This is a genomic window from Nocardiopsis prasina DSM 43845 (assembly GCF_000341265.1).
GTDB lineage: Bacteria > Actinomycetota > Actinomycetes > Streptosporangiales > Streptosporangiaceae > Nocardiopsis > Nocardiopsis prasina.
The window spans coordinates 25,886-41,748 of the sequence record NZ_ANAE01000075.1 but is presented as its reverse complement, the minus strand read 5'-3'; the positions used below and the strand labels follow the sequence as shown (position 1 = coordinate 41,748).

Below are 15,863 nucleotides of genomic sequence, written 5' to 3'. Positions count from 1 at the left end.
TCCCCTCCCTTCCGGGAGGGTCAGGTGCCGGCCCTGGGGCGGGGCACGGTCCGCGCCCACAGCGCCCGGGCCAGGGCGGGCGCGGCCACCGCCAGCTTGCGGGTGTCGGAGACGCGGTGGCGCACGCTCCACACGTCGAAGTCGGCGGCGGTGATCTCGTCCAGGATGGCGCGGTAGAGCCGGAAGGCGGTGGTGACACACGGTCGGGCGACCGGTGAGAGCATCGCGATGCCCGGCTCCGCCTCGCGGTAGAACTCCTGGTTGGCCTCCACGAGCGCGGCGAGGGCGCCCCGCATCCGGGGGTCGGGCCGACGGGTGACCGCGCAGTGTTCCAGGAGCGGCCGGTCCACGCCGTGCGCGTCCAGGACGTCGGCGGGCAGGTAGACGCGACCCCTGCGCAGGTCCTCCGCCACGTCGCGGAGGAAGTTCGTGAGTTGGAAGGCCTCCCCCAGCGCAGCGGCGTGCGGCGCAGCCTCCTCCCTGGGCGCGCTCGTCCCCAGGACCGGCAGCACCTGGAGTCCGATCACCGCCGCCGACCCGTACATGTACTCGCGCAGGTGGGGAAGGTCCCGGTAGGCCGTGGTGTCGAGGTCCATCCGCATGGACGCCATGAACGCCGTGAAGTAGTCGCTCGGGAGGCCGTACCTCTCCACAGTGTGCGCGAGGGCCCGCAGCACCGGCTCACGCGGTTCCCCTCCCGTGAACGCGGTGTCCATGTCGGCCCCGATCTCGTCCAGCCGGGCCCGCTGGTCGTCCGGGGTGGTGTCCGCGCCGGGTTCGTCGACGATGTCGTCCACCCAGCGCGCGAACCCGTAGAGGGCGTGGATGCCGGGGCGGCGCTCGGGCGGGAGCACCCGCGTGGCGGCGAAGTAGGTGCGGCCGTGGCGGGCGTGCAGCGCGCGGCACAGGAGGTAGTCGGCCCGCAGCCTCCCCGCCTCGATCCCCGCGGCGTCCAGTTCCCCCGTGGCTGAGGTCATCATCGTGCGCGCCGCTCCGTTCCGGCCACGACGCGCGCGGCCGCCAGTTTCCCTGAGATGAGGACCGTCGGCAGGCCCACCCCGGGGGTGGTGCCGCACCCGGCCAGGACCGCGTTGGCTGTTCCGGGGACGGTGTTGCGCGGCCGGAAGGGCCCGGTCTGCGCGAAGGTGTGGGCGAGGGAGAAGGGAGTGCCCCGGGCCAGTCCCTGTCGTGCCCAGTCGGCGGGCGTGACCATGTGTTCGGCGCGTACCGAGGCGTCCAGGCCGGTCATCCCCCTGGCTTCGAGGACGGCCACCATCCGGTCCCTGTAGCGGGGGCCCTCGGTGTCCCAGTCGATGTCGGCGGCGGCCAGGTTGGGCGCGGGCGCCAGCACGTACAGGAGGTGGTGGCCCTCGGGCGCCAGGCTCGGGTCGGTGACGGTGGGCTGGGTGACCAGGAGCGAGGGATCGCTCATGGTCCGGCCCTCGTCGATGATCTCGGTGAAGGTGCGCTCCCACTGCGTGCCGAAGGAGATCGTGTGGTGGGCCAGCTGGTCCCAGGTGCGGTCGGTGCCCAGGTGGAGCACCACCGCGGACGGGGAGTACCGGTGCGGTACCGGGCGCCGGGGGCGGTGGTCGAGCAGCCGGTGCGCGGCAGCGAGGTCGGTGGTGAGCACCACGTGGTCGCAGGCCAGACGTTCCCCGTTCCCGGTGATGACCGCCGTGACCCGGTCCCCCCGGCGTTCCAGGCGGTGCGCCGACTCCCCGTAGCGCAGGACCGCCCCGGCCTTGGCTGCGGCGCCCGCCAGTGCCTCGCCCATGGCGCGCATCCCGCCCTTGGGGAAGTGGACGCCCGCCACGGTGTCCATGTACGCGATGACCGCGTAGGCGGCCAGGGCCCGGTCCGGGGCGACCCCGGCGTAGAGCGACTGGAAGGAGAAGATCCGGCGCAGGCGCTCGTCCTTCAGGTGGCGGCCGACCGCCCTGGACAGCCGGTCGAACCCGCCCATCGCGGCGAGCCGGACGAGGTCGGGGCCGAGCAGGTCGAGGGGTGAGTCGAAGCGCGCGTCGATGAACGAGCGCATCTCCACCTCGTACAGGCGGGTGAGCCAGTCCCGCAGCCGCAGGTACCCCACCGCCTCCCGGAGGCCCGCGACCCTGGCCACCTCGGCGGCCATCCGTTCGCGGTCCGTGTGGACGTCCACGGTGGAGCCGTCGGTGAAGGCCGCCCGGTAGGCGGGTGCCAGCGGCAGGAGTTCGAGGCGGTCGCGGACCGACTCCCCGACCGCGGCGAACGCCTCCTCGAGGAGTTCGGGCATGGTGAGCACGGTCGGCCCGGTGTCGACGCGGAAACCGTCCATGTCCAGGCGCCCGGCGCGCCCGCCGGGGTGGTCCTCGCGTTCGACCACCACCACCTCCCGTCCGGCTCCCAGCAAGTGGAGCGCGCAGGAGAGTCCGGACAGTCCGGCTCCCACCACGACCACGGGGTCCCTACCGTTCCTCTGGGGCACGTCGACGGGTCCTCTCGGTGCGGGGTTCACGTACGGGCCGCCGTCTCGGCGAAGCGGTGCAGGCCTTCGGAGACTGCGGGGTGGAGATCGAGTCCGCGGATCCGCCCCAGTCCGCGTTCGGCCAGGAGTCGGCAGCGGCCGCGGACCTCCTCACGGGCGCCGACCCGCTCCAGCGCGCGGGCCGCCTCCTCGGCGTCCACCCGTTCGGAGGGGTGGCCGACCCGGGCGAGCACCCGCTGGGCCGCGAGGTCCCCCGTCTCGGCCGCCATCCGGACCCCGCAGGCCAAGAGCAGCGTGTTCTTGCCCTCCCGCAGGTCCTCGCCGGTTCGCTTCCCGGTGTGGTCGGGGGCGCCATAGGCGTCCATCAGGTCGTTCCTCAGCTGGAAGGCGACGCCCACGTCGGTGCCGTAGGCCCGCAGGGCTGTCACCGTGCCCTCGTCGGTCCCGGCCATCACTGCGCCCATGTGCAGGGGACGTTCGACCGTGTAGGTCGCGGTCTTGAGCTGGTCGATGCGGATCGCCCCTTCCTCGGAGCGGTCGCCGTGGGCCTGGGCGCTGAGGTCGAGGAACTGTCCCGCGATGACCTCGGTCCGCATGTCCCGCCACACCGCGTGCGCGGCGGACCCGGTGGGCAGGTCGGCCAGGGATTCGTGCAGGAGGTCGTCGGCCCAGACCATGGCGAGGTCGCCGACCAGGATCGCGAGGGACTCGCCGTAGCGGCGCGCGTCCCCGCGCAGGCCGCGCTCCCGGTGTTGTGTCGTGTACACGGTGTGGAAGGAGGGGGCACCGCGCCGGAGCGGGGCGGCGTCCATCACGTCGTCGTGCGCGAGGGCGAAGGACTGGAGGACCTCGACCGCCGAGCACGCCCGCAGAGCCGACCTCGCGCCGGGGCCGGTGTCCGCGCCCCCACCGGCGAGCCAGCCCCACCAGGCCAGGACGGAGCGCAGTCCCTTGCCCCCGTGCAGTGTGAAGGCGGACATCCTCGCGCAGAGTTCCGCCGCGAAGTCGCGGTCGGTCCCGCACGCCTCTGTGACCCTGTGTCCGAGGTATCCGGCCAGGAGCCCGTTCACCGCGTCCCGAACACCGTCGAGGTCGGTGGGAAGCGGTTCCTCCAGTGTGTCCGCAGGTGAGACGGTGATGGCTACCCCCAGTGAGTGTCCGATTTTTCGGGAAATACCTTGGAAACCGAGCATCTTACTCTGGAGATCATTTCACGCGGCCCTCTCCGCGGCCAAGCGACACTTGGGAGGCGGCCTAGACTCGACGACAAGTGACCGGAGGGACCGTTCACGGAGCGGTAGGGAGATCCATGGACACCGTGCCCAGCACCGAGCCTCCTGCGAAGGCACTCGGAGACGGCCACGGTCACAGGACACGTGGGGAGCTGTACGAGGCGCTCCAGAGCGACGGGCAGCAGCTCGCGGTACGCCTGGTCCGGCTCCTGCACCGCATGGCCGACCGCACGGGCATGAACCCGACCGACTTCCAGTGCTACACACTGCTGCGCGCGAGCGGCACCATGACGCCCGGCGAGATCGCCGACAGCCTCTGCCTGTCCACCGGCTCCGTGACCGGCGTCGTGGACCGGCTTGAGGCGCACGGACTGGTCGAGCGGGCGCCGCACCCGCTGGACCGGCGCAAGATCGCCGTGCGACTGCTGGAGGGCGCCGAAAGCGCGCTCGGCCCCCCCGCGCCGGGCATGCGCCAGGCCATGACCGACCTGCACTCCGGTTACACCGACGCGGAACTCGAGGTGATCGCGGACTGGCTGGGTCGCGTGGGCCTCACCCTTGAGGAACTGATCACCACGAAACCGCCCGGTCCCTGATTTTCCGAGTGCCCTCCGGGTCCCGCGAACACTGCGACGCACGGGACTCAAGTCCGTCATGCCGTTTTTGTCGGAACACTCCAACTCGCGGCTTTACTTTGCTGCCAGGGACCAACGGCCCTAACATCCCACGGGACCCATCCGTGGCCGGCAGCGGGACCGGCAGACTCTCCCAAACACCGTTGGTCCCCCGGCGGTGTCGGGAAGGAGACACCATCTCATCCCTGCGCACATACATAAAAGAAAAGACGAACCCCACGGTCTTCGGCGTTTCGGGCCTCGTGATCATCGCCTTCATCATCATGGGCGTCGCGTTCACGGGCCCCATGCTGGAGGCCACCGAGAGCACCCGCACATGGCTCGGCGAACAGGTCGGCTGGATCTACGTCCTGGCGACGGTGTTCTTCGTGGGCACCGCGGTCTTCCTGATGCTGAGCAAGTACGGGAGTATCCGACTCGGACCGGACGACTCACGGCCCGAGTTCAGCACACTCGCCTGGTTCGCGATGCTCTTCACCACGGGTATGGGCATCGGACTGGTCTTCTGGGGCGTGGCCGAGCCCATCGAGCACCTGCACTGGCCGCGTGACGCCTCGCTCATGCCCGGTCCGGACGGCGTTCCGCTGCCCGAAGCGGCGTCGGAGTCGCTGGCACTCACGTTCTTCCACTGGGGCTTCCACCCCTGGGCCGTCTACATCGCCCTGGGGCTCTCCCTCGGCTACTTCGCCTACCGCAAGGGCCTGCCCCTGCGCCCGGCCTCCGCGCTCTACCCGCTGCTCGGCGACCGCGCCTTCGGCTGGCCCGGCAACGTCGTCGACATCCTCGCGGTGTTCGGCACGATCTTCGGTCTGGCCACGTCCCTCGGTCTGGGCACCCTCCAGATCAACGGCGGACTCAGCGACGTGTTCGGGGTTCCGAACAACGCGTTGGTCCAGACCGTGATCATCGCGGTCATCACTGCGGTGGCGCTGTTCAGCGTACTGTCGGGCATCGACAAGGGTCTGCGCCGGCTGTCGGTGATCAACCTGTGGCTGGCCTTCATCCTGTTGGCGTTCGTCTTCGCGGTCGGACCCAAGCTGTGGATCATCGCGAGCACCACCACCGCGACCGGCGAGTACCTGAGCAACCTCGTCTCGTGGAGCCTGTCGTTCCCCAGTCCCCGGGTCGACGCGCAGGCCGCCGAGTGGGTCCAGGCCTGGACCATCTTCTACTGGGGATGGTGGATCTCCTGGGCGCCCTTCGTCGGCATCTTCCTGGCCCGAATCTCCTACGGCCGCACCATCCGCGAGTTCGTGATCGGCGCCCTGTTCGCCCCCACCGCCGTCTGCGTCCTGTGGTTCGGTGTGTTCGGCGGCTCGGGGCTCTTCTACGACCTGGCGGGCAGGGCCAACTTCATCGAGGGAGACGAGGCGCAGGCGGCGTTCACCCTGCTGGAAGCACTTCCGATCACCGGTGTGGTCGCCGTGATCGCCGCCGTGTGGCTGCTGGCGGTCGTGGCCATCTTCTTCATCACCTCCGCGGACTCCGGCTCCTTGGTCGTGGACATGCTGACCAACGGCGGTACCAAGAATCCGAACCGCATCCAGCGCGGTTTCTGGGCCGTCTGTCTGGGCGGTGTCACCTGGATCCTCCTGGTGGCCGGCGGCGACGACGCGCTCTCGGCGCTACAGGCGGCGTCGGTGATCACCGGTCTGCCCTTCGCCGTGATCCTGTTGTTCATGGTGGCGGGTCTGTTCAAGGGCCTGGGGACCGAACGCGCCCCGGGCGAGCCCAAGAAGGTGCGGGGCGAGGACCGGTCCCGTTCCGGGACCGGGCACAGTAGGGACCAGTAGTTCCTGAAGGTGGACGGAGCGCCACCGACGGCGCATTGAGGAGGTAACGGTGGCACCCAAGAGGTTCAGCAACCCCTTCCACGGGGTGGTGGACATGATCACCGAGATGAACAGGATGTCGGACACGATCTCCACGATCGAGACCACCCAGGTGGGTGAGCGCGAGAGGACGTTCGCCGACGCCTGGAGCCCGTCCACGGACATCCTGGCCAAGGGCCGCGACCTCGTCATCCGAGCGGAGCTGCCCGGGGTCAAGGAGACCGAGGTCTCCGTCAGCCTGGCGCACGGCGTGCTCGTCATCAGCGGCGAGCGGCACCGCGAGGAGGACGACAGCACGATCTACTACACCTCCGAGCGCTTCATGGGCTCGTTCCGGCGTGAGATCAGTCTTCCCGAGGACATCGACGACGAGGACGTGGAGGCGGCCTTCGGCGACGGCCTCCTGGAGGTCGTCGTCCACGGGGGCGCCCACACCGGTGGACCCCGGCAGATCGCGATCAAGAAGCGCGGTCGGCCTCGGGGACGCCCGTTGTAGCCCGAAGGACTCGGGCAACGCGAAAGGGGAGCCCGTGACCAGCGACGGTCACGGGCTCCCCTCTTCTGTGGGGCCTCAGAAGGTCCGGTCGGCCTCGTACGGGCCGATCACGGCCAGCGCCCTCGGCCGGGCCAGCAGCTCGGCGGCGACCTCGGCGACGTCGGCCTGGGTGACGGCGTCGAACCGGGCCAGGTCCTCGTCGATGGAGAAGTGGCGCGGCTGGGTGAGCTCGTGCGCGAGCAGACGACCCATCCGGGCGTTGGTGCCCTCGCTGCCCAGCACCATGGCGCCCTGGATCTGCCCCTTGGCGCGGGTCAGCTCCTCGGCGGTGATGCCGGAGGCGGCGACCTTGGCCAGCTCGTCCCGGCAGACCCCGATGACCTCGTCGGCCTTCTCCGGCAGGCAGCCCGCGTAGATCTGGAAGGTGCCGGTGTCGGCGTAGGCCGTGTGGTAGGCGTGCACCGCGTAGGCCAGGCCGCGCTTCTCCCGCACCTCCTGGAACAGACGCGACGACATGCCACCGCCCAACGCGGCGCTGAGCAGCCTCAGGGCGTGCCAGCGCGGGTCGGTGCGGGTCAGCCCCTCCGAACCCAGGATGATGTGCGCCTGCTCGGTCTCACGCGGCTGCACGACCGTGCCACCGAAGGTCCGCACCGGCTCACCGGCGCCGCGCGGGCGGGACGGACGGGCGTCACCGGCGGCGCCGAGCCGGTTGGCGAACATGGCTCGCACCTGCTCCACGACGCTCTCGTGGTCCAGACTGCCCGCCGCCGTCACGATGAGCTCCGAGGGCACGTACGCGTCCCGGTACTGCTCGGCGATCCGCTCGCGGGACAGCGCCTTGATGGAGTCCGTGGTGCCGAGGATCGGGCGCCCCAGCGGGGTGTCACCGAAGAAGTGCTCCGCGAAGACGTCGTCCACCAGGTCGGCGGGCTCGTCCTCGTACATGGCGATCTCCTCCAGGATCACGCCGCGCTCGGTCTCCACCTCGCCCTCGTCCAGGACCGAGTTGGCGACCATGTCGCCCACCACGTCCACCGCCAGCGGCAGGTCCCGGTCCAGGACCTTCGCGTAGTAGCAGGTGTGCTCCTTGGTGGTGTACGCGTTGTGGTCGGCGCCCACCCCGTCCAGCAGCGCGGAGATCTCCAGCGCCGACCGGGTCCCGGTCCCCTTGAAAAGCAGGTGCTCCAGGAAGTGCGCCGACCCCGCGTGCGCGGAGTCCTCGTCACGGGAGCCGGTGGTGGCCGAGATCCCGAAGGCGGCGGAGCGGCCCCCGGGGATGTTCTCGGTGACCACGCGCAGGCCGCCGGGCAGCACCGTCCGACGCACCAGACCGGAACCGCCGTCGGGCTCCAGCAGCGTCACGGTCGTTCCCGGCTCCTGCTCGGCGGCGATGGGGACAGAACTCATGAATCCTTCTTCTTCGCGTCGGGACATCCAGCAGAGCATACGCCCGGGACGACGGCGGGGCGGCCGCGTCGTGCAGACGCGACCGCCCCGTACAGGGTCGAACAGGCGTGGATCAGGTGTTCTCGGAACGCCCGCCCGAGCTGCGGCGACGACGACGGCGCGGGGCGCCCTCGGACTTGTCGTCACCGTTGTCGGCGTCCTCGTCCGCGGCCGCGGGAGCCGCGGGGGCGGCCTCGGGCTTGTCGGACTTGGCGGCCTCGGACTCCACGACCTCGACGGGCACCAGGGAGAGCTTCCCGCGGTCGTCGATCTCGCGGATCTCGACCTGGATCTTCTCGCCGATGCTGATCACGTCGTCGAGGTTCTCGATGCGCTGGCCGCCGTGCAGCTTGCGGATCTGCGAGATGTGCAGCAGACCGTCCTTGCCGGGCAGCAGCGAGACGAACGCGCCGAAGGCGGTCGTCTTGACGACGGTGCCCAGGTAGCGGTCACCCACCTCGGGCATGGTCGGGTTCGCGATCTGGTTGATCGTGTCCCGGGCCGCCTCGGCGGAGGGGCCGTCGGTGGCACCGATGTAGATGGTGCCGTCGTCCTCGATCGAGATGTCCGCGCCGGTGTCGTCCTGGATCGAGTTGATCATCTTGCCCTTCGGGCCGATGACCTCACCGATCTTCTCGACGGGCACCTTGACGGTGAGGATGCGCGGAGCGTTCGGGCTCATCTCGGCCGGACGCTCGATGGCCTCCTGCATGACGTCGAGGATGGCCAGACGGGCGCCGCGGGCCTGCTGGAGCGCCAGGGCCAGCTGCTCGGCGGGGATGCCGTCGAGCTTGGTGTCCAGCTGGAGCGCCGTGATGAGGTCACGGGTACCGGCGACCTTGAAGTCCATGTCGCCGAAGGCGTCCTCGGCACCGAGGATGTCGGTCAGCGTGACGAACTCGTCGCCCTCGCTGATCAGACCCATCGCGATGCCCGACACCATCTCCTTCAGGGGCACACCGGCCGCCATCAGGGACATGGTGGACGCGCAGACCGAACCCATCGAGGTGGAGCCGTTGGACCCGAGGGCCTCGGACACCTGGCGGATGGCGTACGGGAACTCCTCGCGGGCGGGCAGAACCGGCAGCAGGGCCCGCTCGGCCAGGGCGCCGTGCCCGATCTCGCGCCGCTTGGGCGAGCCCACCCGACCGGTCTCACCGGTGGAGTAGGGCGGGAAGTTGTAGTTGTGCATGTAGCGCTTGGTCTTGTCCGGGTTGAGCGTGTCAACCGTCTGCTCCATGCGCAGCATGTTCAGCGTGGTGACGCCCATGATCTGGGTCTCGCCACGCTCGAAGAGGGCCGAACCGTGCACGCGGGGCAGGATGCCGACCTCGGCGCTCAGCTGGCGGATGTCCTTGGGACCACGGCCGTCGATGCGGACCTTGTCGCGCAGGACGCGCTCACGCATGAGCTGCTTGCTGAGGCTGCGGAAGGCGGCGCTGACCTCCTTCTCGCGGCCCTCGAAGTCCTCGGCCAGCTTCTCGGCGGCCGACGCCTTGATCTTGTCGAGCTCGCCCTCGCGGTCCTGCTTGTCCGCGATGGTGAGCGCCTTGACGAGCTCCTCGCGCACGGCGCCCTCGACGGCGGCGTAGGCGTCGTCCTCGTAGTCGAGGAAGATCGGGAACTCGCCCTGCTCACGGCTGGACTGGTCGGCCACGGCCTGCTGGGCCTTGCACAGCACCTTGATGAAGGGCTTGGCCGCTTCGAGGCCCTCGGCGACGGTCTGCTCGTTGGGGCCGACGGCGCCCTCGGCGACCAGCTTCAGGGTCTTGGTGGTGGACTCCGCCTCGACCATCATGATCGCGACGTCGCCGTCCGCCATGACGCGGCCGGCGACGACCATGTCGAAGGTGGCGCCCTCAAGCTCGGCGTGGGTGGGGAAGCCGACCCACTGGCCGTCGATCAGGGCGACGCGGACGCCGCCGATCGGGCCGGAGAAGGGCAGACCGGCGATCTGCGTGGACATCGAGGCCGCGTTGATGGCGACGACGTCGTACAGGTGCTCGGGGTGCAGCGAGAGGATCGTCTCGACGATCTGGATCTCGTTGCGCAGGCCCTTCTTGAAGGACGGGCGCAGCGGCCGGTCGATCAGACGGCAGGTGAGGATGGCGTCCTCGGACGGACGGCCCTCACGCCGGAAGAACGAGCCGGGGATGCGGCCGGCGGCGTACATCCGCTCCTCGACGTCCACCGTCAGGGGGAAGAAGTCGAGGTTCTCCTTGGGGCGCTTCGAGGCGGTGGTCGCCGACAGGACGACGGTCTCGTCGTCCAGGAAGACCGTGGCCGAACCGGCGGCCTGACGGGCCAGACGACCGGTCTCGAAGCGGATGGTACGGGTGCCGAACTTGCCGTTGTCGATGACGGCTTCGGCCGAGTAAACGCCCTCCATGGGCGACCTCCTGTTACACGTTGCGGGCGCCGCGTCCGGACCTTCCCGGTCCGTGGCACGGCGATGTTGTTCCCGTGTCGTGCCCCGGAGGTGATGACGGTCGGTCATCGATCGAAGCCCACGGCTCGCCCGTACGGGGCGATGTCCGGAGACCACTACCGAGGACCGACCCCTGGGTCCGGGGTGGCGGCACGGGTGGTGCGGGCGGCGTCCTATCGCGGACGCCACTCTGGTCACACCTTACTAACAAAGAGGGAGCGGCCGAGGCCACTCCCTCCGAAACGACCTAGCGACGCAGGCCCAGACGCTCGATGAGCGAGCGGTAGCGGGTGATGTCCTGCTTGGCCACGTACTTGAGCAGACGGCGGCGACGGCCGACCATCAGGAGCAGGCCACGACGGCTGTGGTGGTCGTGCTTGTGGTCCTTCAGGTGCTCGGTGAGCTCGGTGATGCGGTGCGTGAGCAGCGCGATCTGGACCTCGGGGGAGCCGGTGTCACCTTCGACGGTGGCGTACTCGGCGATGATCTTTTCCTTGGTGGCGGTGTCGATCGACACGTCGCTCCTTCACTGAGAAGTCGGTACGCAGGGGCGAACCCCGGTACGTGGCAGGGTTCAGACGCGGTGACCGCGCGTACGAGCAGTCACCGTCGCGTGTGGTGCGCGCGGCCCTGCGCCGATGGCGTGGGTGCGCCGCGCTCCCGCGGAATCCGCTCCCGGAGGGGGGCGTGACCGGCCGCGGGCACACGTGGACGGACCCCACCCTACCGCAGGTGACGTGGCGCGTGACCCCGTCGCCCGGTGACGACGGACTCAGGCGACGCCGAGGACCTCACGGCAGCGGTCGACGTCGCGGCGCATGGCCACGATGAGCGCGTCGATGTCGTCGAACCGCTCCTGTCCCCGGATGCGCGCGGTGAAGTCGACCGCCATGCGCAGACCGTACAACTCCAGGTCGTCACGGTCCAGGGCGTAGGCCTCCACGGTACGCTCGGCGCCGTCGAACGTGGGGTTGGTACCCACCGAGACCGCCGCGGGCCACCTCGACTCGTGCCCCTCGACCGGCTCCAGGAGGCTCAGCCACCCCGCGTACACGCCGTCCCCGGGCACGGCCGCGTCCGCGGTCAGGTCCATGTTGGCGGTGGGAAAGCCCAGGAGCTCTCGGCCGCGGGCGGCCCCGTGCACGATCTCCCCGGAGACCCGGTGCGGACGGCCCAGGAGTCCGGCGGCGGCGTCCACGTCTCCCCCGCCCAACAGCGAGCGCACGCGCGTGGAGGTGATGGTGTCCCCCTCCGAGACGAGGCGCACCCCGTCGACGGCGAAGTCGTACTTCTCGCCCAGGTCGGCGAGCACGGCGACGTTACCGGCGGCCCGGTGGCCGAACGCGAAGTCCTCCCCGACCACCACAGCCGCGGCGCCGAGCCCGTCGGACAGCACGAGCCGTACGAACTCCTCGGCACTGAGGGCCGACAGCTCCTCGTCGAAGGACAGGACGCATACAGCGTCGACGCCGAGCGCTTCCATCAGCTCGACGCGGCGGTCGACCGGGGTGAGGACCGCCGGGGTGGTTCCGCGCAGCACCCGCTCGGGGTGGGGGTCGAAGGTGACCGCGACCACCGGCAGGCCGAGCCGGTCGGCGTGGGCGCGCGCGGCGGCCAGGATCGCCTGGTGTCCTCGGTGCACGCCGTCGAAGACACCGACCGCCGCCACGGACCGCCCCCAGTCGGAGGGGATGTCCCCCAGCCCGTCCCATCGCAGCACGTTCGGTCCCCTTCGCTCACGTCTGATCGGTTCAGGGTCAAGCGTGCCACGTCACGGCCCCTCTTCCGCCACGCACCCGGTGTGGTCCGGCGCACCCGCCCTCCGCCGAGGGCAAAGACGGGTTGGCACGAGCCGGACACCCGGTTTACCGTGCCCGGATGGCGATGATCGACACCGGTACGACACGTTTGGCCTATGACGAGGCCGGGTCCGGACCCGCGATCGTCCTGGTCCACGCGGGAGTGGCGGACCGGAGGATGTGGGACCACCAGTTCGCGGCCCTGTCCGCGAACCACCGTGCGGTGCGCTACGACTGGCGCGGCCACGGGGGTTCGGCCGATCACGAGGGACCGGTCCGGCACCACGAGGACCTGCTGGACCTGATGGACGCCCTGGAGATTGCCGAGGCCACCCTGGTGGGTGCCTCCTTCGGCGGCGCCCACGCGGTCGACGCGGCGCTGGCCGCCCCGGACCGGGTGAACGCGCTGGCCCTGGTGTGTCCCGGCATGTCGGAATACGTGTGGCCGGAGGCCTTCCTGCGGACCGGTCGGCAGATGGCCCTGGCGGCGGTCCCGCACGAGCGCCTGTCCTCGTACCGGGAGGGCAACGCGGTCCCGGACCCCTCCGACGTGGCCGCGATGGCCGAGGTCCAGGCCGGGTTCATGGTGCTCGGCCCGGGGCGCTCCCCCGAGGAGATGCCCCTTGAGGCCTGGGACCAGTCGTTGCTGATGCTCCGTGAGATGTACGCCCGCCGCTGGTCGAGCCCGGCCAACCGTCCCGAGTGGCCCGAGGCCCCCGCGGTGGACCGTCTGCACGAGATCACCGTGCCGACCCTCGTGGTCAAGGGCCTGTCGGAGGTTCCCCAGGTCCAGGCGGTCGCGGACCGGTACACGGAGGGAATCCGGGGCTCCCGCCTCCTGGAACTGCCCGAGACCGGACACCTGCCCTCGGTGGAGCGGCCGGGCGAACTGACCGCCGCCCTCGCCGCCTTCCTGGACGAGGTCGCACGGCGCCCCTGACCCGGATTCCGAGAAGGCTCCGGGAATCTTCGCGAAACCCGCACACATCCAGTGACGCCTCGCTATCTTCGCCCTTGTGAACAACACGCTGACATCGGACTTCAGCAAGAAAGTCGTCCAGCCACCCCTCGAATACGACGGTGGCATGACGGGTAGCATAAGTGTCATGAACGGCGCCACCAAGAAGTACTCTGTCACCCTTCCCGAGGACCTCGCCGAGGACGCGCGCTCCCGTAGCGGCGGCTCCGGGCTCTCCGCCTACGTCACCAACGCGGTCAGACGCCAGGTCCAACGCGACCAGTTGGCTGAGCTGGTCGAAACGCTGGAGGCCGAGAACGGCCCGGTCACGGACGAACGAATGAGTGAGATACGCGACGAGATGCGTCGGGCCCTGCAAGAGCAGGGAGTCAGCGCGTCTGGTTCCGCGCAGAAGCGAAAAGAGGACGAGGCCGCGTGAGTCCCGCCCCCCGTACATCGGTCAGGTCCCTCGTTCTGGACAGCGAGGGCCTCGCCGGGGCCATCCGCAGAGACGGCCGGATCAGTGAGTGGCTCGCCACCGCGCTCCGGGACGACATGACCGTCCTGACCAGTGCGGCCACGCTCGTGGAGGTCGTGCACCCCGGGATCAGGCGTCCGGCGCTGGAGTGGACCCTGTCCCGGATCACCGTCGAGCCGGTCACGGAACAGGTCGCACGAACGGCGTGCGCCCTGCTCTCCGAGGCAGGACTCCACGGCCACAAACACGCGATCGACGCGATGCTGTGCGCCACCGCGCTCCAGGCGGAGGCCCCCGCCGTCATTCTGACCTCCGACCCGGACGACCTCCTGGCCCTGTGCGCGGGCCGGGCCGCCGTCATCAAGATCTGATCAGGCCGGAGAGAAGACGACGACCGGCTTCATGTGGCCGGGGCGGTTCTCCCCCAGCGCGACCACGGTGCCGTCCGGGGCGAACAGCCCCACCGGCCCGTCACCCAGGGAGCTCTCCCCGATCCGGTTGCCGTGGCGGATGGCACGGGTCTCGGTCTCGTCCATGGTCCGCACCGGGAACGCGGCGGCCACCGCCTGGGCCAGGGGGATCTGGGTGAACTCCTTGGCGAGTTCGTCGAGGGTGCGGGCCTGGGACAGGTCATAGGGGCCCACCCGGGTCCGGCGCAGGGCGGTGAGGTGCCCGCCCACGGCCAGGTCCGCGCCCATGTCACGGGCGAGCGAGCGGATGTAGGTGCCGCTGGAGGCGGTGACGACCGCGTCCACGTCCACGAAACCGTCCGGGGTGTGCCGGATGGCCGTCACGTCGAACTGGGAGACGGTGACCGTCCGCGCCTTGAGCGCCACCTCCTTGCCCTCCCGGGCCGACTTGTAGGCGCGCTTACCGTCCACCTTGATCGCGCTGACCTGCGGCGGAACCTGCTGGATGGGGCCGGTGAGCTTCGCGACGGCCGCGTGCACGTCCGCGTCGGTGACGGCGGAGGCGTCCACCCGGACTCCGGGCTCACCCTCGGCGTCGTCGGTGTTGGTCACGAGTCCGAGGCGGATCGTGCCCTCATAGGTCTTCTCGGTCAGCGTCAGGTGACCGAGCAGCTTCGTGCCCTTCTCGATGCCCAGGACCAGGACCCCCGTGGCCATCGGGTCCAGGGTGCCCGCGTGGCCCACGCGTCGGGTACGCGCCAGACCTCGGGTCTTGGCGACCACGTCGTGTGAGGTCCAGTCGGCGGGCTTGTCGACGACCACGACACCGCTGTCGGCCATGGGGCTCCTTCTGGGAAAGGGGCGGCGGCCTCTGCCGCCGCCCCGGGGGGAATCCGGTTACTCGTCCTCGTCCTCGTCCTCACGAGGGGCCTTGTACGGGTCGGCTTCACCCGCGTGCTTGGCACCGGTGGCCTTCTGGGCCACCTCCTCGTCGGACTTGCGCGCCTCGACCAGCAGCTTCTCGATGTGCTGGGCGTTCTCCTGCACCTCGTCGATGACGAAGGTCAGGCTGGGCGTGTGGCGGATGCCGGTCTGGCGACCGACCTCACTGCGGATCACGCCCTTGGCGCTCTCCAGCGCTGCCGCGCTGGCCGCCTTCTCCTCGGGGGTGCCGAACACCGTGTAGTACACCGTGGCGTCCCGGAGGTCGGCGGTGATCCGGGCGTCGGTCACGGTGACGAAACCCAGGCGCGGGTCCTTGATTCGCCGGTCCAGCATCTCGGCGACGATCCGCTGGATACGGTCGGCGATCTTTCGCGCGCGTGCGGCGTCAACCATCGTCAGTCTTCCTCTTCGTTGAAGAGCCGCTGCCTCGCGGAGAGCAGCTCCAGTTCGGGACGGCCCGCGACGAAACGCTCGCAGGTGTCCATCTGGTCCCGGGCGTGGGCGGCGGTCGGCGCGACCACCGCGACACCGATCTTCGCCCGACGGTAGAGGTCGTGCTCGCCGACCTCCGAGACCGACACCGAGAACTTCCGGCGCAGTTCGGCGACGACGGGCCGCACCATCGAGCGCTTCTGTTTGAGCGAGTGGACGTCTCCGAGGAGAACGTCCAGAGTCAGCGCCCCAACGTACAAGTGATCACCTGTGGTGTTGTGTGAGCCGTCAAAGGCGGGGCC

The 15,863-nt window shown here is 70.1% G+C and carries 16 protein-coding genes; 6 read left to right on the top strand and 10 right to left on the bottom strand.

Features of this window, described 5'->3' with window-relative positions; translation table 11 throughout:
* Positions 1–20 precede the first annotated feature (20 nt).
* Genes D452_RS0102855 through D452_RS0102845 form a run of 3 tightly spaced genes read right to left on the bottom strand, consistent with a single transcriptional unit; the run spans position 21 to position 3,537 of the window.
* Entirely contained in the window at positions 21–977 is a 957-nt protein-coding gene (locus tag D452_RS0102855; protein ID WP_017542645.1) for a phytoene/squalene synthase family protein, read from the bottom strand.
* Positions 977–2,440, bottom strand: a complete 1,464-nt coding sequence (gene crtI, locus D452_RS0102850) for a phytoene desaturase family protein (RefSeq protein ID WP_017542644.1) — start codon at positions 2,438–2,440, stop codon at positions 977–979. Before crtI ends, D452_RS0102855 begins: the two co-directional genes overlap by 1 nt.
* Before the next feature lie 53 nt (positions 2,441–2,493).
* Complete coding sequence (locus tag D452_RS0102845) at positions 2,494–3,537, bottom strand: polyprenyl synthetase family protein (protein ID WP_017542643.1); 1,044 nt, start codon at positions 3,535–3,537, stop codon at positions 2,494–2,496.
* A 239-nt stretch (positions 3,538–3,776) separates the two neighbouring features.
* On the opposite strand from D452_RS0102845, the gene D452_RS0102840 reads away from it, so the two are divergent.
* The 3 genes from D452_RS0102840 to D452_RS0102830 all read left to right on the top strand — a co-directional run bounded on the left by D452_RS0102840 (position 3,777) and on the right by D452_RS0102830 (position 6,662).
* Entirely contained in the window at positions 3,777–4,295 is a 519-nt protein-coding gene (locus D452_RS0102840; protein WP_017542642.1) for a MarR family winged helix-turn-helix transcriptional regulator, read from the top strand.
* Positions 4,296–4,531: 236 nt separating this feature from the next.
* Positions 4,532–6,127 (top strand): BCCT family transporter, encoded by a 1,596-nt coding sequence (locus D452_RS0102835; RefSeq protein ID WP_275040706.1) that lies wholly within the window; start codon positions 4,532–4,534, stop codon positions 6,125–6,127.
* Positions 6,128–6,176: 49 nt separating this feature from the next.
* Complete coding sequence (locus D452_RS0102830) at positions 6,177–6,662, top strand: Hsp20/alpha crystallin family protein (RefSeq protein ID WP_017542640.1); 486 nt, start codon at positions 6,177–6,179, stop codon at positions 6,660–6,662.
* A gap of 75 nt (positions 6,663–6,737) precedes the next feature.
* On the opposite strand, the gene D452_RS0102825 is transcribed toward D452_RS0102830, so the two are convergent.
* The 4 genes from D452_RS0102825 to D452_RS0102810 form a co-directional block, all read right to left on the bottom strand.
* On the bottom strand, positions 6,738–8,072 hold the full coding sequence (locus D452_RS0102825) for a M16 family metallopeptidase (protein WP_017542639.1): 1,335 nt from the start codon (positions 8,070–8,072) through the stop codon (positions 6,738–6,740).
* A gap of 112 nt (positions 8,073–8,184) precedes the next feature.
* Complete coding sequence (locus D452_RS0102820; RefSeq protein ID WP_017542638.1) at positions 8,185–10,500, bottom strand: polyribonucleotide nucleotidyltransferase; 2,316 nt, start codon at positions 10,498–10,500, stop codon at positions 8,185–8,187.
* Positions 10,501–10,786: 286 nt separating this feature from the next.
* Positions 10,787–11,056, bottom strand: a complete 270-nt coding sequence (rpsO, locus tag D452_RS0102815; protein ID WP_017542637.1) for a 30S ribosomal protein S15 — start codon at positions 11,054–11,056, stop codon at positions 10,787–10,789.
* Positions 11,057–11,311: 255 nt separating this feature from the next.
* Complete coding sequence (locus D452_RS0102810) at positions 11,312–12,259, bottom strand: bifunctional riboflavin kinase/FAD synthetase (RefSeq protein WP_017542636.1); 948 nt, start codon at positions 12,257–12,259, stop codon at positions 11,312–11,314.
* A 158-nt stretch (positions 12,260–12,417) separates the two neighbouring features.
* Between D452_RS0102810 and D452_RS0102805 the strand changes: the two genes are divergently transcribed.
* From D452_RS0102805 to D452_RS0102795, 3 genes are all read left to right on the top strand, one after another.
* Complete coding sequence (locus D452_RS0102805; RefSeq protein WP_017542635.1) at positions 12,418–13,278, top strand: alpha/beta fold hydrolase; 861 nt, start codon at positions 12,418–12,420, stop codon at positions 13,276–13,278.
* A 166-nt stretch (positions 13,279–13,444) separates the two neighbouring features.
* Positions 13,445–13,735: a hypothetical protein gene (locus D452_RS0102800; RefSeq protein ID WP_017542634.1), complete on the top strand. Its 291-nt coding sequence runs from the start codon at positions 13,445–13,447 to the stop codon at positions 13,733–13,735.
* Positions 13,732–14,145: a type II toxin-antitoxin system VapC family toxin gene (locus D452_RS0102795; RefSeq protein WP_017542633.1), complete on the top strand. Its 414-nt coding sequence runs from the start codon at positions 13,732–13,734 to the stop codon at positions 14,143–14,145. The genes D452_RS0102800 and D452_RS0102795 overlap by 4 nt, the downstream gene beginning before the upstream one ends.
* Here D452_RS0102795 and truB read toward each other — a convergent pair whose 3' ends face one another.
* The 3 genes from truB to D452_RS0102780 are packed head-to-tail and all read right to left on the bottom strand — an operon-like array spanning position 14,146 to position 15,821.
* Positions 14,146–15,024 (bottom strand): tRNA pseudouridine(55) synthase TruB, encoded by an 879-nt coding sequence (gene truB / locus D452_RS0102790; protein WP_017542632.1) that lies wholly within the window; start codon positions 15,022–15,024, stop codon positions 14,146–14,148.
* Positions 15,025–15,081: 57 nt separating this feature from the next.
* Positions 15,082–15,522: a 30S ribosome-binding factor RbfA gene (gene rbfA, locus D452_RS0102785; protein WP_017542631.1), complete on the bottom strand. Its 441-nt coding sequence runs from the start codon at positions 15,520–15,522 to the stop codon at positions 15,082–15,084.
* 2 nt (positions 15,523–15,524) lie between these two features.
* The gene (locus tag D452_RS0102780; protein ID WP_017542630.1) at positions 15,525–15,821 is read right to left on the bottom strand and encodes a DUF503 domain-containing protein; all 297 of its coding nucleotides are present in this window, start codon (positions 15,819–15,821) and stop codon (positions 15,525–15,527) included.
* Positions 15,822–15,863: the final 42 nt, after the last annotated feature.